Below are 19,552 nucleotides of genomic sequence, written 5' to 3' on the forward strand. Positions count from 1 at the left end.
GCACCGTTTACCGGAGGAAGGCTCGCGTCACGCCAGGAGAACACCGTGGTCATCCGCCCTATCGGTGCGCACGGCGCATCCTACGAGAGCGGGGCGCGTTGCCGGCTACGCCACCGCCTTGCGGGAGTCCGCGGCGGCAGAAGGCTGCTGGCCGGCGGCATCCTGGAGAATCATTTCCGCGCCCTTCTCCGCCACCATCATCACCGCCGCGTTGGTGTTGCCGGAGGTGACGTTGGGGAAGATGGACGCATCGACGATCCGCAAACCTTCCAGGCCATGCACCCGCAGGCGGCTGTCCACCACCGAGTCCTGCGGGTCGGCGCCCATGGCGCAACTGCCGCACAGGTGGTAGATCGAACCGCAGTTCTCGCGGAAGTACTGGAGCATCCCTTCGTCGTCGTTCACCGACGGCCCGGGCAGGACTTCTTCCACGGTCACCGCTTTCAGCGCCGGCGCGTTCATGATCTTGCGGATCAACCGGCTGCCCTGGATGGCTTCGTCGATGTCCTTCTGCGTACTCAGGTAGTTGGGGTCGATCAGCGCCGCGTCGGCCGGGTTCTTCGAGGCGATGCGCACCTCGCCGCGACTGGTCGGCCGGCACGGGTTGAAGCACAGCAGGAAGCCCGAGTACGGCTCCGGCTTGAGGCTGGCCTTGCTGCTCTTGGGAATCTGGTAGGACAGCGGGTTGAAATACAGTTGCAGGTTCGGGTGTTCCTGGCTGTCGTCGCCCCGGAAGAAGCCGCCGCTCTGGTTCACGCTCATCGACAGCGGTCCCTTGCGGGTCAGCAGGTACTCCAGGCCGAGCTTCACCTGGCCCAGCAGCGAGCCGAACTCGTCGTTCAGGGTCGGGATGTCGGCCTTGTAGTAGTAGCTGACGCAGAGGTGGTCCTGGAGGTTCTTGCCCACCGCCGGCAGGTGGTGCACGGTTGAGATGGCGTGCTCTTCGAGCAGGGCGCGGTCGCCCACGCCGGACAGTTGGAGGATCTTCGGCGTATCGACGGCGCCGGCGGCGAGGATCACTTCCCGAGCGGCATGGAATTCCCGGCGCACGCCGTGCTGGGTGACGCTCACGCCCACCGCACGCTTGTCGGCATCGAACAGCACGCGTTCCACCTGTGCGTGGCGCTCGACGCTCAGGTTCGGCCGGCCCAGCGCCGGGTGCAGGTAGGCGAAGCTGCTGGAGCAGCGCTGGCCGTCGCGGGTGTTGACGTCGTAGATGCCGGCGCCTTCGAAATTCTCGCCGTTGAAGTCCTCGCTGCGCGGGTAGCCCAGCTCTTCGCAGCCCTTGAGAAAGGCGTCGCAGATCGGGTGGGTCTGGCCCTTCATCGGGCTGATGCGGATCGGTCCGCTGGCGCCGTGGTACTCGCTGTCGCCCAGCGGGTGCGATTCCAGCTTGCGGAAGTACGGCAGCACGTCCTTGAACGACCAGCCATCGTTGCCATTGGCCGCCCAGTCGTCGAAGTCGTGGGCCTGGCCGCGCACGTAGATCATCGCGTTGATCGAGCCGGAGCCGCCCTGCACCTTCCCGCGCGGCGCGTACAACTGGCGGCCGGCGAGCTGTGCCTGCGGCTGGCTGTAGTACATCCAGTTGAAGGTCGGGTTGTAGTAGAGCTTGGCGAAGCCCACGGGGATCTTGAACCAGGGCGAGGAATCCTTGCCGCCGGCTTCCAGCAGCAGGACGCTGTGCTCGCCGGATTCGCTCAGGCGGCTGGCCAGGATGCAACCGGCGGAGCCGGCGCCGACGATGATGTAGTCGTATTTCATGAATATCGTTACCGCGAAGATGAATCGGGTCGCCCGCCCCTCACGGGGCGGGCCTGGCGTCAGCCTTTGGCCGGGGCGGTGTCCTTGACGTCCACCGGGTCGGGGCCCATCTGCAGGTGCAGGCGCTCGCCGGTGTAGGGCGAATGGCGGCGCACCACGTTCATGTCCAGCTCGACGCCCAGGCCGGGCTCGCTGGAGGGGATGATGTAGCCGTCTTCCCAGTGCAGCGGCTTCTTGAGGATCTGCGCGTGGAAGCCGTCCCAGGTGCCGATGCTTTCCTGGATCAGGAAGTTCGGCGTGCAGGCCGCCAACTGGAAGCTGGCCGCCGCGCCGATGGGGCCGTTGTAGAGGTGCGGGGCGATCTGCGCGTAGAAGGCTTCGGCCATGGAAGCGATCTTCTTGCCTTCGAGCAGGCCGCCGCAGCGTCCGACGTTCATTTGCAGGATCGACGCGCCGCCGGCCTGCAACAGGCGGAAGAACTCGTACTTGGTGGTCAGCCGCTCGCCGGTGGCGATGGGGATGCTGGTCTTCGCCGCGACCTGGCCCATGGCCTCTTCCTGGCCCGGCGGGATGGGTTCCTCGAACCACAGCGGGTCGTACTTCTCCAGGCGCCTGGCCAGGCGGATGGCCGAGGACGGCACCATCTGCCCGTGGGTGCCGAACAGCAGGTCGCACTGGTTGCCCACCGCCTCGCGGACCTTGCGGCAGAAGGTCTCGCAGCGCTCCAGCACCTCCAGCGACAACTGATGGCCGGAGAACGCGGTGTAGGGGCCGGCCGGGTCGAACTTCAGCGCGGTGAAGCCGAGGTTCATGTTCTGCACCGCGCACTCGGCGGCCAGGTCCGGGTCGGAGTAGTCGTACTCGCCCCGGGCGTTCTTCGGGTACAGGTAGGTGTAGGAACGCAGGCGCTCGTGGACCTTGCCGCCGAGCAGTTCGTACACCGGCTTGTTGGCCGCCTTGCCGATGATGTCCCAGCAGGCCATTTCCAGGCCGCTGACCACGCCCATCATGGTCAGGTCCGAGCGCTGGGTGAAGCCGCTGGAATAGGCGCGGCGGAAGAAGCGCTCGATGTGGTGCGGGTCCTGGTCGAGCAGGTAGCGCTCGAACACGTCCTCGATCGCCGGCACCATGACCTTCGGGTGGAAGGTCGCCGCGTAGATCTCGCCGACGCCCTCGATGCCGCAGTCGGTCTTGAGGGTCACGAACAGCCAGTACATGCCACCGATGTGCGGCGGCGGGACGGCGACCACGTGGGTCTGCAGGGAAACGATTTTCATGCTTGGCCCGCTCTCTTCTGGATGCGTTTCTTCAGGGTGAGGGTGGCGACCACGCCCAGCAGGCCCACCACCACGACATAGGAGAAATAGATCTGGTAACCGACGAAGCCGGGGAAACGGTCGATGATCCAGCCGTTGATCAGCGGCAGGAAAACGTCCGGCGAGTAGCCGACCAGGGAGATGATGCCGATGGCCAGGCCGGTGACCCGCAGCGGTATCCGGCAATCGTCGAGGATCGCCCAGTACAGCCCGCGGATGGCGTAGGTCATCAGGCCGATGAAGATCACCAGGAACACCAGCACGCCGACCATGCGCAGGCTGGGCAGCAGGATCAGGCCGATCATGCCCAGCGCCGAGAGCAGCATGGCCCAGGTCAGCACGCCGATCTTGGAATAGCGGTCGCCCAGCCAGCCGCCGCCGATGCCGCCCACCGGGCGCATCCACAGCTTGATGGTGGTGATCAGCCCGGCCATGGTGGCGGTCAGCCCGAAGCCGCCCTCTTCCAGGTAGGCGGAGAAGCTGTAGGTGGCCCAGAAGAAGTGGTAGCCGCAGAAGACGATGGCGGCGACCAGCCACAGCTCGGGAATCCTCGCCAGGATGCGCAGGTCCTCCCAGAGGTTGCCCTTGCCCGAAGTGGCATTGTCGGCGCTCACGCCCTGGGGATCGCGCAGCAGCATCAGCACGGCGCCGAGTACGATGCAGCAGGCGGCGTAGAAGTGGATCACCAGTTGCAGGCCCTCGGCATTGCGCTCGCCACGGGTCTCGGCGACGTAGGCGAACAGCGCGATGGCCACGGTGGCCAGCAGCGCCTCCACCAGCCCGCGGCCGCCGTCGAGCACGCCGAAGAAGCGGCCCTGCTCGGCCTCGCCGGCGAGCATGTTCACTCGCTTGATCAGCGAGGCCCAGAAGGTCAGCCCGGTGGTGATGCCGAAGCCGCAGAAGATCACCAGCAAGGTGCTGAACCCCGGCAGTTGCGCGTACCACAGCCCCAGTGCGCCGGTGCCCAGCAGCGAGAAGCTGATCAGGAAGCGCGGCGGCAGGCGGTCGGCCAGCCAGCCGCTGGGCAGGTAGCTGAGCAGGAAGGCGGTGCCGAGGATCGAGTACAGGTAGCCCAGCTCGCTGTTGCTGATTGCCAGGGCCTCGAGCATGGTGCTCTGGTACACCTGGCGCAGGTAGAGCATGGGGTAGATGGCGCCGGCGGCGAGCACCAGCAGCGCCAGTTGCAGGTAGCGGGACAGGTTGGCGTTGGACGGAACGGCCATGGGCATGGCCTCTGCACTTATTGTTTTTTTCATCATGCGTCTCGTGGCCGGCATCGTCGCCGGCGGGTTGTCGGAAAGCCAGGCCGGACGCGGGGCGCAGGCAACGCCCCGCGACGGCGGATCAGTACTTCAGGACCACCAGGCGGGTCTGGGTGAACTCCAGCATCCCGTGCTTGCCGTCGTCGCCGCCCAGGCCCGAGCGCTTCCAGCCGGCATGGAAGCCCTGGTAGGGATCGGCGGGGGTGCGATTGACGTACAGCTCGCCGGCCTCGATGGCGTTGGCCACCTTCATCGCCGTGCGGTAGCTCTCGCTGTAGAGCACCGAGGACAGGCCGAACTGGTGGTCGTTGGCCATGGCCAGGGCTTCGTCCAGGGTCTCGTAGCGCAGCACCGGCAGCACCGGGCCGAAGATTTCCTCCTGGACGATCTCCATGTCCTGGCGGCAATTGCTCAGCAGGGTCGCCGGGTAGAAGTGGCCAGGGCCTTCCGGCAGCACGCCGCCACACTCCAGTTGCGCGCCCTCGGCCAGGGCGCGCTGTACCTTGGCGTGGATCTCCTGGCGCGAACGGGCGTTGACCAGCGGGCCCATGCGCGCCGGGTCCTCGGCGCGGTCGCCGATGCGCACGGCGGCAAGCTTCTCGCGCAGCAGGGCGAGGAAGCGGTCGTGCACGCTAGCCTGCACGTAGACCCGCTCGATGGCGGTGCACAACTGGCCGCAGTGGGTGGTCTTGGACGCGGCGATGGCGCTGGCGGCCTGCTCCAGGTCGGCGTCGGCCTCGATGATCGCCGGGGTCTTGCCGCCCAGTTCCAGGGACGGCTTGGCGATGTTCGCCTTGCAGTAGTCGAGCACCGTGCGCCCGGCGCCGACGCTGCCGGTCAGAGTGATCATGCCCACCGCCGGGTGCTGGCAGAGCGTGGCGGCCACCTCGTGGTGCATGGTCAGCACGTTGAACACACCGGCCGGCAGTTCGGCCTCGGCGGCGGCGCGGGCGATCTCGAAGGCCGAGGTCGGGGTGTTGTTGCTCGGCCGCACCACCACGGCGTTGCCGGTGATCAGCGCCGGGGCGACCTTGCGCAGCAGGGTATAGACCGGATAGTTGAACGGGATCAGGCAGGCCACCACGCCGATCGGCTCGCGCTGTAGCAGGATGGTCTCGTCGCGGGAGTCGCTGGGGATCACCTCGCCCTCGATGCGCCGCGCCCACTCAGCGTGGTAGCGGGTGATCTGCGCGGCGTAGAACGCTTCGCTGGTGGCGTCCTGCACGCTCTTGCCCGACTCGCGGGCCAGCGCCTCGCCGATGCGCGCGGCATTGCGTTCGATGGCCTCGGCGAAGCGCCGCAGGTGCTCGCCGCGCTCGATGGCCGGCAGCCTGGCCCACTCGCGCTGGGCACGCTGCGCAGCCTCGACCGCGACCAGCACGTCAGCCTCGCTGGCGGAGGGCACTTCGGCGATACGGGCTTCGCTGGCCGGATCGAAGACGTCGATATGGGCTGCGGAAGGTTCGACGAAGCGGCCGTCGATGAAGTTTCGATCAGTACGCATGGGCATTCCTGTGGTTCAAGCGCAAACGTGGACGACGCGGGAACGGGAACACGACAGGAGGGCGATGGGGCAGGCGCGAAGCCGCGCCGGATGACCGGGGCAGGCAGGCATGAGGCTCACTCTTGTCGTTGTTTGATGAGCCCCAGTTTCGGCATGGGGCGCAGCGGGGACAAACGATTAATAGAGCGAAGTAACATGCGAAAAACGCAGGTTACCAGGCGCGACTATCCAGGGGCCGCCGTCGCTTCGGGCGAGGCGCCGGCGGCCGACCTTCATTGCAGGCTGACGATGTGCGGCGAGCTGCCGAGGCTGCGTTCGGCCTGGCGCACTTCTTCCATCAGCCAGTCGCGGAAGCGCTCGACGTGCTCGGGCAGCTCCTGCCCCGGACGGTTGACCCACCAGTAGGACTGGTGCCCTTCGACCTCCACGTCGAGCAGTTGCACCAACTGCCCGGCGATCAGTTCGCGGGCCACCATCTGACGGTCGGCCATGGTCACGCCGAGGCCGTCGATGGCGGCGCGGATAGCCATGTCCAGCAGGTCGAACTCGTAGCCGCCCTGCAAGTCGACGCCCTGGATCTTCGCCGCGTCCAGCCAGTGGCGCCAGGTCAGGTAGCGCTGGTCGTCGCGGGCCAGCACATGCAGCAGGGTCATGTTGCGCAGCTCCACGCCCTGCTCCTCATGTTGCGCCAGCAGGCCGGGCGCGCACACGGCGATGTGCCGCTCGTGCATCAGCAGCGAGCTGTCCAGGCCCTCCCACTCGCCGTTGCCGAAACGGATGGCGCAGTCCAGGGTGCCGGTTTCGGCCAGGCTGTCCTGCAAGTGCGTGGTGAGGGTCACTTCCAGTCCCGGATGGGCTTCGCGCAGGCGCCCGAGGCGCGGCAGCAGCCAGCGGCTGGCGAAGGTCGGCGGCGCGTTCAGGCGCAGGCGATTGAGGTGCTGGCGCTGCTGGATGCCGCGCACCGTCAGCTCGATACGGTCGAACGACTGCTGCAAGGCGCGCAGCAGCATGCGCCCGGCATCGGTGAGTTGCAGGTGATGGTGGCGGCGTTGCAGCAAGGGCTCGCCAAGCTGCTCCTCGAGCTGGCGCACCTGCCGGCTGACCGCGCTCTGGGTCACGTTGAGCAGTTCCGCCGCGCGGGTGAAGCTGCCGGTGCTTCCCGCCACTTCGAACGCCTTCAGTGCATTGAGGGCAGGAATCTTGCGCTTCACGACTCACCTCTCCTTTCCGTCCGCCTCGACGACACGATTCCACTGCCTTGAGTATTGCAGCAGCTCCAGGCGACGGAGTTGACTCTGCGCCAGTCTAGTGGCGCAAGCCTCCCCCGCCCTGGACGGGAGTCTTAGAAGTAGTAGCCGACGTTCGCGTACAACTGGTTTTCCCAGTGGTCCGTGCCGCCCTGGGCCAAGCTGTCGGTATAGCTGCTGCCGCCGATGTAGGGATCGTTGCGGCCGTTCAGCCATTCCACGGCGATGTAGAAGGACCTCACCGAGAAGGAGGTGCCGAGGATGAAGCGCTCGGAGGTATCGAAACCGCTGGCCGACTTGTCGAAGCGGCTGTAGTTGCCGTAGACCTTCACACCGCTGATCCAGCCGTCGGCGAAGGTGCCGGGAAAACTGTAGCTGAGGTCGCCGACGTAGAGATTGCCTCGGCTGGCGACGTTGAAGGTGCCGTCGTAGCCGCCGAAGGTCACCACCTCGTCGCTACCCGGATTGCGCGGCGACATCTGCTGGCGGCCACCCTGCAACTGCACGCCCCAGGGGCCGTTCTGCCCCAGGTAGTGCAGCGCGTAGGCGTTGCGCCGGCCGTCGTTGCCAGTGTCCTTGTTCTCCAGGCGCGAGGTCAGCGCCGACACGCCCACCTCGGATTTCCAGTCGCCCAGTTGCAGCGAGCGCGCTAGGCGCCCGACGACGATCTGCCGCTCCCGGTTGCGGGTGCCCTCGGGCACGTAGTCGTCGGCGGAGGTCACTACCGTGGAATAGGTGCTGCCGTTGCTGGTGCCGCGTCCCGGCCAGGCGGGGCGGCCGTAGACGCCCAGTTGCAGGTTCCAGTCGTCCTGCTGGTGGATGTACTTGGCGCCCACCGCGGAGACGTCCTCCAGGCCGACCACGTTGCCCAGGGTCTCGAAGAAGGTGCTGCCGAAGAACGGTTGCAGGCCGAAGGGAATCTGGTTGAGGCCGACCTGCACCTGGCGGTCCGCGTCGAAGCGATAGCCGACCCAGGCGTATTCCGCGAAGGCGACGTCGCCGATGCGGTCGGTGTACTGGTAGGGATAGTGCTTGCCGTAGAAGCGGTAGCGCGCCGCGCCGATCCAGGTGTCGGAGGTGTAGGTGGCGCGCAGCATCAGGGTGTCGAAGCCGGCCTTGTCGATATCTCGGTCCGGGTCGTGGTCGAAGCGCGCGCGGATGGCGCCACCGACGTCCAGGTTGTCCGTGACCGGCACGGCCAGGGCGGTGGAACTGAGGGCGAGCAGAGCGGGAAACAGGATGTGCTCGGGACGGATCAGCAGGTGAAGTCTGGCCACGTTGGGAAGCCTCGGTATCTGTTTTTGTCGTTATGGGTGCCGCACGCCCAGGCCATCCGGGCCTGCGTGTGTGCGGCGGAAACTAACCGTTGGTCCAGCCCGCGCACAAACGACTAAATCGCAGGCAGAACCCGAGAAAAACGCATGCTCGGAGGGCACATCGGACGGTCGCGACGGCGCTAGAATCGGCGCACAACGACAAGATCCGCGTGCCCCGCACGCCCCATCCGGAGACCGTCCCCCATGCGCTCTCTTCCCCCGCTGAACATGCTCAGGGTCTTCGAGGAAGTCGCCCGGCACCGCAGCTTCAGCCGCGCCGCGAAGGCCCTGAGCGTCACCCAGGGCGCGGTCAGCCGGCAGATCAAGCAACTGGAGGACTACCTGGGCGTCAGCCTGTTCGTGCGTACCTCGCGCGGCCTGACCCTGACCGAGTCCGGCAGCAGCCTGTCGCCGCACATGAGCGAGGCCTTCGACCAGATCGAACGCGCCCTGCAGTCGGTACGCATCCCCAACCTGCGCCAGCGCCTGCGCATCCTCGCGCCGCCGACCTGGGCCACCCGCTGGCTGTCGCCGCGCCTGCGCAGCTTCCTGCAGCGCTACCCGGACATCAGCCTGAGCGTCACCAACCAGCTCGACAACGACAGCCCCGCCGAGCTGGACTGCCGAATCCGCTTCGGCCTGGAGGCGGCGCCCCATTGCCACAGCCAGTTGCTGGTGATGGAACGGCACATCGCCGTGGCCAGCCCGGAGCTGTTCGACGACGAGCGACCGCCCGAACTGGACGCCCATCCGTTGTTGCACATCCTTCATGAGAGCAAGCGCCTGAAGGTCTGGGAAAACTGGCTGGAGGCCATGGGCCGCGCGGACGTGGACGCCAGCCAGGGCATCGAGTTCAGCACCCTCGACCAGGTGATCCACACCGCCTTGGCCGGCGGCGGCATCGCGGTGATCGACCGGCAGATGATCGAGCGCGAACTGGCCGATGGCAGCCTGTTGCCGATCACTCCGGCGGAGGTGGTCGGCCCCTATGGCTACTGGCTGGACATCCCCACGGACAAGCGCGGCCTGTCCAAGGTGCAGCGCTTCCAGGATTGGCTGGAGCTGGTGAGCAATCCCTAGGAGCCCCGCCTCGACGGGGCTCCCGGGCATGCCTCCGGCTAGAGCGCGGTGGCGACCTTGCGCGAGGCCTGCGGCAAGTCCTCCTCGCCCTCGGCCCGACCGGCGTCGGCCAGCGTCAGGTACTTGGTCTCCGGTGCCCAGGCCATGGAGATCAGCGCGCCGAACAGCAGGATGCCGGCGAGGATGGCCATGGTCGGGTTGAGGCCGATGCCGGCCACGCTGACCGGCAGCAGGAAGGTGCTCAGCGCCGAGCCCAGGCGGCTGGCGGCGGTGGCCAGGCCGATGCCGCCGGCGCGCACTTCGGTGGGGAAGCTTTCCGCCGGGTAGACGCCGACCAGGTTGCTCACCGCCGAGAGCACCAGAGTGAACAGGCCGAACAGCGCGACCATCAGCCAAACCAGGTTGCCGGGCAGCAGCGCCAGCAGGAACAGCGCGGCGGCGAGGATCAGGAAGGCGCTGATGAGGAAGCCGCGACGGCTGAACTTCAGCGTGCACCAGATGCCCAGCAGGGCACCCACCACCAGCAAGGCATTGAGCAACATCTCGGTGCCGAAGCCTTCGGACAGTCCCATCGTCTGCAGGATCGACGGCAGGAAGGTGTAGATGGCGAAGTACGGCATGACGATGCAGATGAAGAACAGGCAGTTGAAGGCGGTGCGCTTGCGGTACTGCGCGCTGAACAACTGCCGGAAGCCGCCGCTGTGCGGCTGGGCGATCTCGTCATCCAGTTCGACATGCGCGCCCAGGTGCTTGTGGACGATGGCCCGCGCCTCTGCGATGCGGCCCTTGTGCACCAGCCAGCGCGGCGATTCCGGGGTGCCGATGCGGGCGATCAGGATCATGGCGGCGGGGATCGCCGAGGATGCCAGCATCCAGCGCCAGGCGTCGTCGCCCAGGCCGAGCATGGCGGTGCCGACGAAGGTGGCGGCGACGTAGCCGAAGGTCCAGACCACGCTGAAGGAGCCGAGCAGCACGCCACGGTGCTTCCTCGGCGCGAACTCGGCGAGCATGGCGTGGCCGACGCTGAAGTCGCCGCCCAGGCCGATGCCGATCAGCACCCGGCAGAGGAACAACTGGAACGCGGTTTCGGCATGGAACTGCAGCACCGACGCCAGGGTGATCAGCACGAAGCTGATGAGGAATATCTTCTGCCGCCCCAGGTGGTCGGAAATCCAGCCGAAGAACAGGCTGCCGAAGAACAGGCCGAGCAGCGCCGAGCTGCCGATCAGGCCCTGCCAGAAGGGGTCGAGGTTCATCTGCGGGCTGATCAGGGTGAAGGCGATGCCGATCAGCCCGAGGATGTAGCCGTCGGTGAAGTGGGCGCCGAAGGTGAGGCCGGCGATCTTGATGTGGAACCTGCCGATGGGCAGGTCATCGATTCTGACTGTGTTACCCGACATGATCGTCTCCGAGTCTTTTTCTTGTTGTCTGAACGGAAGGGTGGCCGCCGCACCGGTCGGGGCGGCGGCGGTTGGCGGAACTCCTTAGCGGCGTGGCCGCGGCTGCATGCGGGGCGGCGTCAGTCGGACAGGCCGCCGAGCAGCAGGTACTTGATCTCCAGGTAGTCGTCGAGGCCGTACTTGGAGCCCTCGCGGCCCAGGCCGGATTCCTTGATGCCGCCGAAGGGCGCCACCTCGGTGGAGATGATCCCTTCGTTGATGCCGACCATGCCCGCCTCCAGGCCCTCGGCCATGCGCCAGACGCGGCCGATGTCGCGGCTGTAGAAGTAGGCGGACAGGCCGTAGGGCGTGTCGTTGGCCAGGCGCAGCGCCTCGGCCTCGTCGCGGAAGCGGAAGCAGGCGGCCACCGGGCCGAAGGTTTCCTCGCCGGCGATCAGCATCCCGGCGTTCGCCTCGGCCAGCACCGTGGGCTCGTAGAAGGTGCCGCCCAGGGCATGGCGCTGGCCGCCGCAGAGCAGCCGGGCGCCCTTCTCCAGAGCATCGCCGACGTGCTGCTCGACCTTGGCCAGGGCCGCTTCGTTGATCAGCGGGCCCTGCTCGGTGTCGCCTTCCAGGGCGTTGCCCACGCGCAGCGCGCGCACCGCTTCGGCGAGCTTGGCGGTGAAGGCTTCGTACACCTCGTCCTGCACGTAGAAGCGGTTGACGCACACGCAGGTCTGCCCGGTGTTGCGGAACTTCGAGGCCATGGCGCCGCGCACCGCGGCGTCCAGGTCGGCATCGGCGAAGACGATGAAGGGCGCGTTGCCGCCCAGTTCCAGGGAGACCTTCTTCAGGGTGTCCGCGGCCTGGCGCATCAGCAGCTTGCCGGTGCGGGTGGAGCCGGTGAACGACAGCTTGCGCACCACGCCGGAGGCCTGCAGCGCGCCGCCGATGGCCGGGGCGTCGCCGGAGACGATGTTGAACACGCCGGCCGGGATGCCCGCCTGCTCGGCCAGCACGGCCAGGGCGAAGGCCGACAGCGGCGTTTCTTCCGAGGGCTTGAGGATCAGCGTGCAGCCCGCCGCCAGGGCCGGGCCGACCTTGCGGGTGACCATGGCCAGGGGGAAGTTCCACGGGGTGATGGCGGCCACCACGCCGATCGGCTGCTTGGTGACGACGATGCGCGCGTCGGCCTTGTGCGAGGGGATCACGTCGCCGTACACGCGCTTGGCTTCCTCGGCGAACCATTCGAGGAAGCTGGCGGCGTAGGCCACCTCGCCTTTCGCCTCGGCCAGCGGCTTGCCCTGTTCGCGGCTGAGCAGGCGCGCCAGTTCGTCCTGGCTGGCCAGCATCAGTTCGGCCCAGCGGCGCAGGCGCGCCGCACGTTCCTTGGCCAGCAGCCCGCGCCAGGCCGGCAGGGCGCGCTCGGCGGCGGCGATGGCGGCGTTGGTTTCCTCGGCGCCGCCGCGCGGCACTTCGACGACCACCTCGCCGGTGGCCGGGTTGCGGACCGCGTAGGTCGGGCCGCCGCTGTGCCACTGTCCGTCGATGTAGTGGCCGGCTTTCAGCAGTGCGCTCATGCCACGGCCTCCGTCAGCGAAAAGGTCTCGCGCATCGGCCGGGCCACGCGGAGGATGCGCTTGCCGGCGGTGTAGTCGTTGATGACGTCGCAGGGCGTGTAGTTGCGCTCCAGCTCGTACAGTTCTTCCTCGTCCAGGCGCGTCTCCAGGGCGGCCAGGGCGCTGTCAAACTGCGCGGTGGTGTCGGCGCCCACCAGCATGCAGTCCACGCCTGGGTGGCCCAGCACCCAGGCCTGGGCGATCTGCGCGTTGCTCACGCCGCGGCGCTGGGCCACGCGCTGCACCGAGCGGGCGATCTCGAAGGAGGCCTCGTCGGCGTACATCTGCTGGGTGAAGAAATCGGTCTGGTTGCGCGTGGATTGCGCATCGCCGGTCAGCAGGCCGCGGGCCAGCGGGCTGAACACTGAGACGCCGAGGCCCTGGTCGCGGCAGAACGGGATCATCTCGCGCTCTTCCTCGCGGTAGGCGCAGTTCAATTGCAGTTGCATGTTGATCGGCCTGGCCCAGCCGTTGCGCTCGCAGGCCATGAGGATCTTCGCCAACTGACCGGTGAGCATGGTGGACACGCCGATGTAGCGGGCCTTGCCGGCGCGGACGATGTCGTTCAGCGCGCCCATCGCCTCTTCCACCGGGGTGTTCACGTCATAGAAATGCAGCATGTAGATGTCGACGTAGTCCATGCCCAGGCGGGCCAGGGAGGCGTCGATGCTGTCCATGATGTGCTTGCGCGAATGGCCGCTGGCGTTGATGCCCTGGCGGGTGCCGTAGCCGACCTTGGTGGTGACCACGATGTCCTCGCGGCGCACCAGGCGCTTGAGGATGCGCCCCACCACTTCCTCGCCGACGCCGGCGGAGTAGAAGTCGGCCAGGTCGATGAAATTCACCCCGGCGTCCAGCGCGTGCTTCACGATCGGTTCGCTGCGCTGCTCGTCGAAGATCCATGGCTTCCAGTCCGGGGTGCCCATGTTCATGGTGCCCAGGCACAGCTTGGAGACCTGCAGGCCGGAGTTGCCGAGACGGATGTATTGCATGGCGGCGACCTCAGGCTTTGGGGGTGTAGAAGGGGTTGGCGATCTGCCCGACCACGTCGGCCAACTGCGCGCGCTCGGGCTTGCAGGCCAGCGCCGCGCGGATGGCGGTGCGGCAGGCGTTGTAGTTGTTCAGGTAGACGGCATCCAGGTCGTCGCAGGCCGGGTTGACCCAGTTGGCGGTGACGACGGCCCACTCGTCCTCGGCTTCAGCCGGCAGGGTGCCGTCCAGCAGGGCCTCGGTGACGGCCTTGGCGATGCCGGCCTGGGATGCGCCCCAGGTGGCGTTGGCGTGCAGGTCGCCGCCGATCGGGGCCTTGTTCACGTAGAGGGTCATCGGCTTGACCGGGATGTTCGGCTGGGCGATCACCATGAACGGGCAGTGGCCCTGGCTGGGCGAGGCCAGGCTGCTGGCGAAGGCCTGGCCGGCGGGGCCGTTGCGCGGGCCGAGCAGGATGTTGATGTGCGCGGCGTTGACGCCGGGACCTTCGAAGCCTTCACCGATGTAGAGAGCGAGCTGTTTCATGGATACCTCGTACCAAGTGGCTGGACATGCGTATGCCTGAGCGGCCAGAAACCGCCCACGGCATGGCCCGGCGCGGATACGCCAGGCGAAGTCAGGAGTTCAGTGGAAGTCGAGCGCTACGGGCTGGCTCGGCGATGCTCCTGCGGCGCAGGAACGGGAACGAAAGGAGCGAAGGGCAGGATAGGAAATGTGGGCATGTCGCGTTCGCTCTTTAGTTGTCGTTGGATGAGCCAGTCGCGAGGATTTTTATCACCCGCTTCCCAGCGGCCGGTAACCATAAAAACTCAAGGCGCCATGAGCTGAAGTCATAGCCTTCGGCAATGAATATCCGGGCTGCCGTATACAGGAAGCACCAGGCCGGACACTGCGGAAGTACATACGTCGGCTGGGCTGGCACCTGGCCACATTTAAGGGCATGCTAGCCCGCTGCACCCGACCGGTAGCACGTCGGCGGCCTTCATATTCTCGAGAGGATGCCGATACCCACCGTATCGCGTGCACTTGATCGAGGGCGGGCCTCGCGCCGCCGCAGTCCCGGTCATGCCGACCAGCAGGAAATCCAGCCGTGCCCACAGCCCCTCGCCCAGCGCAGTCGCGCACCTCCGCTGCCAGCCCCCTGGCGGGCCGCCTGCGCGGTCCGGCACAGGTCGTGCTGCTGGTCCTCGCGCTGGTGCTGCCTGGGCTGCTCGGCTGGCACCTGCATGCGCAATACGCGCCACAACTGGCCGACGACAGCCCGTGGCTATCGTCGGGTGCCACGCCGTGGCTGGTCGTCCTCGGCGCGCTCTTCAGCCTGTCCATCCTCTACCATCTGCTGCGCGACATCACCGACAAGCGCCGCTCGCTACAGGCGATGCAGGAGGCCCAGCGACGCTACCAGGACATCTTCGAGGGCAGCGGCAGCGGCCTGTGCGTCCTCGACCTGAGCGGGCTGCACGACCAGCTCTCCCGGCTGGGGCTGAGCGATGGCCAATCCCTGAAGCGCTGGCTCGACGCCCACCCCGGGCGGCACCTCGAACTGCTGGACCAGTTGCGTCTCAGCGAAGCCAACCAGATGGCCCTGCGCCTGCTCGGCCTGGATTCGCCCGACATGGTCCGGCAACACCTGATCGTCCGGGTACCGCTGCGCCCGGACGGCTTCCGTTTCCACCTGCTGACCGCCCTGCTCGGTGGCCAGCGGCTGATCGAGATGGAGCGCCGCATCGTCACGCCGCAGGGCCACGAGCGGCATCTGTGGATACAGGTACACCTGCCGGAGCAGGCCAGCGGCTACCGGTCCGTGCCGCTCAGCATCCACGACGTCACCGCCCGCAAGCGCATCGAACTGTCGCTGATCGAGCGCGAGCGCTTCTGGTCGCAGGTGATCGACAGCCTGCCCGACACCCTGTACGTGCATGACGTCCAGAACCGCCGCGTGCTGTTCCACAACCACCGCCTCGGCCCCGAGCTCGGCTACAGCAAGGACGAACTGCGCGCCCTCGGCGAGCGGATGTGGGAAAAGATCCTCCACCCCGACGATGACGAGCTGTACCGGCGCATGCGCAACCTGCAGCAGGTGGTCGGCGACGGCCAACTGCTCACCTGCCAGTTGCGCTGGCGGCATCGCGACGGCACCTGGCACTGGTTCGACATCCGCGAGCAGGCGCTGAGCCGCTCCCCGCAGGGCCGCGTCAGCCGGCTGATCGGCGTGGCCAAGGACGTCACCGAGCAGATCGAGGCCAGCCATTCGCTACAGGCCAGCGAGCAGCGCTACCGGCTGCTGGCGAACAGCATCAGCGACATCATCTATTCCACCGACAGCAACCTCGAACTCAACTACATCAGCCCGTCGGCGCAGACCGTCCTCGGCTACGACAACGACTGGCTGATCCGCAACGGCTTGCACGGCGTGCTGGCCAACCCGCGCCAGCTCGACGGCGCCTATGCCATGCGCGACCGCCTGCTCGCCGCGCTGTGCGACCCGCAGCACCTGGCCGAATTACGCGAGCAGTTGCGTCCGCAGATGTTCGTCTTCGACGCGCTGCATGCCGACGGCCGCAAGATTCCCATGGAGCTGCGCCTGAGCCCGATGTGGGACGACATCGGCGCCTTCGAGGGCCTGCTCGGCGTGGCCCGCGACATCAGCCAGCAGCGCCGCGCGGAGAAGGAACTGCGCATGGCCGCCACGGTGTTCGCCCACTCCACCTCGGCGATCCTGGTCACCGACCCGGCCGGCTACATCGTGCAGGTCAACGAAGCCTTCACCCGGGTCAGCGGCTACCGCCCGGCGGAAGTCCTCGACCAGATGCCGGGCATGCTCACCGCCGACCACCAGCAGGCCCAGCAACTGCAATACGTGCTCGCCCAGCTCAACATGCGCGGCAGTTGGGAAGGCGAGCTGTGGCTCAAGCGCCGCGACGGCGAGCCGTTCCCGGCCTGGGTGGGGATCACCGCGGTGCAGGACGAGGAAGGCGACCTGGTCAGCTACGTGTGCTTCTTCAGCGACATCAGCGAGCGCAAGGCCAGCGAGCAGCGCATCCACCGCCTGGCCTACTACGACGCCCTCACCCACCTGCCCAACCGCACGCTGTTCCAGGATCGCCTGCACACCGCCCTGCTGCACGCCGAGCGGCACCAGGAATGGGTGGTGCTGATGTTCCTCGACCTCGACCGCTTCAAGCCGATCAACGACTCGCTCGGCCACGCCGCCGGCGACCGCATGCTCAAGGACGTGGCGATCCGCCTGGCCGCCTGCGTCGCCGAGGACGACACCGTGGCGCGCATGGGCGGCGACGAGTTCACCCTGCTGCTGCAATCGCGCTCCACCCGCGAGAACGCGCTGAACCGCGCCATCCACGTCGCCGAACAGATCCTCGCCAGCCTGGCCCGGCCGTTCATCCTCGAAGGCCGCGAGTTCTTCGTCACCGCCAGCATCGGCATCGCCCTCAGCCCGCAGGACGGCCGCGAGCTGAGCCAGTTGATGAAGAACGCCGACACCGCCATGTACCACGCCAAGGAGCGCGGCAAGAACAACTTCCAGTTCTACCAGGCGGAGATGAACGCCACCGCGCTGGAACGCCTGGAACTGGAGAGCGACCTGCGCCACGCCCTGGAGCAGAACGAGTTCGTCGTCCACTACCAGCCGCAGTTCAGCGGTAACGGCCAGCGCCTGACCGGGGCCGAGGCGCTGCTGCGCTGGCACCATCCGAGGCGCGGGCAGGTATCGCCCGACCAGTTCATCCCGGTGCTGGAAGAACTCGGCCTGGTGGTACAGGTCGGTGACTGGGTGCTCAGGGAAGTCTGCCGGCAACTCAAGCTCTGGCAGGCCAAGGGCATCCAGTTGCCGAAGATCGCCGTCAACCTGTCCGCCCGCCAGTTCGCCGAAGGCGGGCTCACCGAGCGTATCGCCACGATTCTCGCAGACAGCGGCGTGGCGCCGGGCTGCCTGGAACTGGAAATCACCGAAAGCATCCTGATGCGCGATGTCGACGCCGCCATGCAGACCCTCGCCGACCTCAAGCGCCTGGGCCTGTCCGTGGCGGTGGACGACTTCGGCACCGGCTACTCCTCGCTCAACTACCTCAAGCGCTTCCCCATCGACGTGCTGAAGATCGACCGCAGCTTCGTCGACGGCCTGCCCTGCGGCGAGCAGGACGCCCAGATCGCCCGCGCCATCATCGCCATGGCCCACAGCCTCAACCTGACGGTGATCGCCGAAGGCGTGGAAAGCCACGCGCAACTGGAGTTCCTGCGCGAACACCACTGCGACGAGGTACAGGGCTTCCTGTTCGGCAAACCGATGCCCTCCCAGCAGCTCGCCGCACAGTTCGGCGGCGCGGCGCTGTTCATGCTCGACTAAACGGCACCCAGGAGCCGATCGCGGCCATGGAACTGGGCGTCCCCGCCGCTCCTACAAACACGGCCTCGATGCCGACCTGTAGGAGCGCGCCATGCGCGCGATCACCAGCAACACCAAAGCATCGCCAGCAAGCTGGCTCCTACAACAGCGGCCTCAATAAACACGCAGGAGCAAGCCCTCAACCCCCGGACCGCTTTTTCGTCCAGCCTTCCAGCCTCCAGCGCTCTCCCGCCTCCTCCATGAACCCCGCTTGTCCGTGACGTGACCGGCTTTCATACCCCTGCACTCCACGGATGGGTTAAAATGCGCGCCTTTTCCCCGCACCGATCCTTAGAGGACCGCCATGTTCAGCCGTGATTTGACCCTCGCCCGCTACGATGCCGAACTCTTTGCCGCGATGGAGCAGGAAGCCCAGCGCCAGGAAGAGCACATCGAGCTGATCGCCTCCGAGAACTACACCAGCCCGGCGGTGATGGAAGCCCAGGGCAGCGTGCTGACCAACAAGTACGCCGAAGGTTATCCGGGCAAGCGCTACTACGGTGGCTGCGAATACGTCGACATCGTCGAGCAACTGGCCATCGACCGCGCCAAGGAGCTGTTCGGCGCCGACTACGCCAACGTCCAGCCGCACGCCGGCTCGCAGGCCAACAGCGCGGTCTACCTGGCCCTGCTCAACGCCGGTGACACCATCCTCGGCATGAGCCTGGCCCACGGCGGCCACCTGACCCACGGCGCCAGCGTGTCCTCCTCCGGCAAGCTGTACCACGCCGTGCAGTACGGCATCGACGGCAATGGCCTGATCGACTACGACGAAGTCGAGCGCCTGGCCGTCGAGCACAAGCCGAAGATGATCGTCGCCGGCTTCTCCGCCTATTCGCAGGTGCTGGACTTCGCCCGCTTCCGCGCCATCGCCGACAAGGTCGGTGCCTACCTGTTCGTCGACATGGCCCACGTGGCCGGCCTGGTCGCCGCCGGCGTCTACCCGAACCCGGTGCCGTTCGCCGACGTGGTCACCACCACCACCCACAAGACCCTGCGCGGCCCGCGCGGCGGCCTGATCCTGGCCCGCAAGAACGAGGAGATCGAGAAGAAGCTCAACTCCGCCGTCTTCCCGGGCGCCCAGGGCGGCCCGCTGGAGCACGTGATCGCCGCCAAGGCCGTGTGCTTCAAGGAAGCCCTGCAGCCCGAGTTCAAGGCCTACCAACAGCAGGTGGTGAAGAACGCCCAGACCATGGCCCAGGTGTTCATCGAGCGGGGCTTCGACGTGGTGTCCGGTGGCACCCAGAACCACCTGTTCCTGCTCAGCCTGATCAAGCAGGACATCACCGGCAAGGATGCGGACGCCGCCCTGGGCCGCGCCTACATCACCGTCAACAAGAACAGCGTGCCCAACGACCCGCGCTCGCCGTTCGTCACCTCCGGCCTGCGCATCGGTACCCCGGCGGTCACCACCCGTGGCTTCAAGGAAGCCGAGTGCCGCGAACTGGCCGGCTGGATCTGCGACATCCTCGAGAACATGGGCGACGAGTCGGTCGTCGACCGCGTCCGCGAGCAGGTCAAGGCGGTGTGCGCCAAGTTCCCGGTGTACGGCAACTAAGCCCGCGCCCGTAACGAAAAAAGCCCGGCCATCGCGCCGGGCTTTTTTGTCCCTTCCGTAGGCTGGGCTTCAGCCCACCCTACGGCGGAAAGAAAAAGGGCCCCGAAGGGCCCTT

General features: G+C 67.1%; 13 protein-coding genes. 3 read left to right on the top strand and 10 right to left on the bottom strand.

Translation table 11 applies throughout. The features are described 5' to 3' along the window. Positions 1-105: 105 nt before the first annotated feature. The 6 genes from PSEWESI4_RS06195 to PSEWESI4_RS06220 all read right to left on the bottom strand — a co-directional run bounded on the left by PSEWESI4_RS06195 (position 106) and on the right by PSEWESI4_RS06220 (position 8,355). Positions 106-1,764, bottom strand: coding sequence for a GMC family oxidoreductase (locus tag PSEWESI4_RS06195; RefSeq protein ID WP_187670319.1), 1,659 nt, complete (start codon positions 1,762-1,764; stop codon positions 106-108). Between the two features lie 59 nt (positions 1,765-1,823). Further along, positions 1,824-3,041: a mandelate racemase/muconate lactonizing enzyme family protein gene (locus tag PSEWESI4_RS06200; protein ID WP_187670320.1), complete on the bottom strand. Its 1,218-nt coding sequence runs from the start codon at positions 3,039-3,041 to the stop codon at positions 1,824-1,826. Further along, positions 3,038-4,336 carry an MFS transporter gene (locus PSEWESI4_RS06205; protein ID WP_408004280.1) on the bottom strand — a complete coding sequence of 433 codons (1,299 nt, stop codon included), beginning with the start codon at positions 4,334-4,336 and terminating at the stop codon, positions 3,038-3,040. The genes PSEWESI4_RS06200 and PSEWESI4_RS06205 overlap by 4 nt, the downstream gene beginning before the upstream one ends. 88 nt (positions 4,337-4,424) lie before the next feature. Then, entirely contained in the window at positions 4,425-5,846 is a 1,422-nt protein-coding gene (gene aldA / locus PSEWESI4_RS06210) for an aldehyde dehydrogenase (protein ID WP_187670322.1), read from the bottom strand. A gap of 272 nt (positions 5,847-6,118) precedes the next feature. Continuing rightward, entirely contained in the window at positions 6,119-7,057 is a 939-nt protein-coding gene (locus tag PSEWESI4_RS06215) for a LysR substrate-binding domain-containing protein (protein WP_187670323.1), read from the bottom strand. Positions 7,058-7,188: 131 nt separating this feature from the next. After that, positions 7,189-8,355: a hypothetical protein gene (locus PSEWESI4_RS06220; RefSeq protein WP_187670423.1), complete on the bottom strand. Its 1,167-nt coding sequence runs from the start codon at positions 8,353-8,355 to the stop codon at positions 7,189-7,191. 258 nt (positions 8,356-8,613) lie between these two features. Here PSEWESI4_RS06220 and PSEWESI4_RS06225 point away from each other — a divergent pair, with 258 nt between their 5' ends. After that, entirely contained in the window at positions 8,614-9,489 is an 876-nt protein-coding gene (locus PSEWESI4_RS06225; protein WP_187670324.1) for a LysR substrate-binding domain-containing protein, read from the top strand. A gap of 38 nt (positions 9,490-9,527) precedes the next feature. Here the strand turns inward: PSEWESI4_RS06225 and PSEWESI4_RS06230 are convergent, their stop codons facing one another. From PSEWESI4_RS06230 to fae, 4 genes are all read right to left on the bottom strand, one after another. Further along, positions 9,528-10,889: an MFS transporter gene (locus PSEWESI4_RS06230; RefSeq protein WP_187670325.1), complete on the bottom strand. Its 1,362-nt coding sequence runs from the start codon at positions 10,887-10,889 to the stop codon at positions 9,528-9,530. A gap of 119 nt (positions 10,890-11,008) precedes the next feature. Continuing rightward, the gene (locus tag PSEWESI4_RS06235) at positions 11,009-12,448 is read right to left on the bottom strand and encodes an NAD-dependent succinate-semialdehyde dehydrogenase (protein WP_187670326.1); all 1,440 of its coding nucleotides are present in this window, start codon (positions 12,446-12,448) and stop codon (positions 11,009-11,011) included. Further along, on the bottom strand, positions 12,445-13,479 hold the full coding sequence (locus PSEWESI4_RS06240; protein ID WP_187670327.1) for an aldo/keto reductase: 1,035 nt from the start codon (positions 13,477-13,479) through the stop codon (positions 12,445-12,447). The genes PSEWESI4_RS06235 and PSEWESI4_RS06240 overlap by 4 nt, the downstream gene beginning before the upstream one ends. A 10-nt stretch (positions 13,480-13,489) precedes the next feature. Then, complete coding sequence (fae, locus tag PSEWESI4_RS06245; RefSeq protein WP_187670328.1) at positions 13,490-14,002, bottom strand: formaldehyde-activating enzyme; 513 nt, start codon at positions 14,000-14,002, stop codon at positions 13,490-13,492. A 565-nt stretch (positions 14,003-14,567) separates the two neighbouring features. Here fae and PSEWESI4_RS06250 point away from each other — a divergent pair. Together PSEWESI4_RS06250 and glyA are read left to right on the top strand one after the other, a co-directional pair. Further along, positions 14,568-17,840, top strand: coding sequence for a sensor domain-containing protein (locus PSEWESI4_RS06250; RefSeq protein ID WP_187670329.1), 3,273 nt, complete (start codon positions 14,568-14,570; stop codon positions 17,838-17,840). Positions 17,841-18,183: 343 nt separating this feature from the next. Then, positions 18,184-19,437 (top strand): serine hydroxymethyltransferase, encoded by a 1,254-nt coding sequence (gene glyA / locus PSEWESI4_RS06255; protein ID WP_187670330.1) that lies wholly within the window; start codon positions 18,184-18,186, stop codon positions 19,435-19,437. Positions 19,438-19,552 lie beyond the last annotated feature (115 nt).

The sequence above is a fragment of the Zestomonas carbonaria genome, from assembly GCF_904061905.1.
Lineage (GTDB): Bacteria > Pseudomonadota > Gammaproteobacteria > Pseudomonadales > Pseudomonadaceae > Aquipseudomonas > Aquipseudomonas carbonaria.

Coding starts and splice junctions, on each gene's coding strand:
- PSEWESI4_RS06195 (WP_187670319.1), bottom strand. CDS start 1,764: ATGAAATACGACTACATCATCGTCGGCGCCGGCTCCGCCGGTTGCATC.
- PSEWESI4_RS06200 (WP_187670320.1), bottom strand. CDS start 3,041: ATGAAAATCGTTTCCCTGCAGACCCACGTGGTCGCCGTCCCGCCGCCG.
- PSEWESI4_RS06205 (WP_408004280.1), bottom strand. CDS start 4,336: ATGAAAAAAACAATAAGTGCAGAGGCCATGCCCATGGCCGTTCCGTCC.
- aldA (WP_187670322.1), bottom strand. CDS start 5,846: ATGCGTACTGATCGAAACTTCATCGACGGCCGCTTCGTCGAACCTTCC.
- PSEWESI4_RS06225 (WP_187670324.1), top strand. CDS start 8,614: ATGCGCTCTCTTCCCCCGCTGAACATGCTCAGGGTCTTCGAGGAAGTC.
- PSEWESI4_RS06230 (WP_187670325.1), bottom strand. CDS start 10,889: ATGTCGGGTAACACAGTCAGAATCGATGACCTGCCCATCGGCAGGTTC.
- PSEWESI4_RS06235 (WP_187670326.1), bottom strand. CDS start 12,448: ATGAGCGCACTGCTGAAAGCCGGCCACTACATCGACGGACAGTGGCAC.
- PSEWESI4_RS06240 (WP_187670327.1), bottom strand. CDS start 13,479: ATGCAATACATCCGTCTCGGCAACTCCGGCCTGCAGGTCTCCAAGCTG.
- fae (WP_187670328.1), bottom strand. CDS start 14,002: ATGAAACAGCTCGCTCTCTACATCGGTGAAGGCTTCGAAGGTCCCGGC.
- glyA (WP_187670330.1), top strand. CDS start 18,184: ATGTTCAGCCGTGATTTGACCCTCGCCCGCTACGATGCCGAACTCTTT.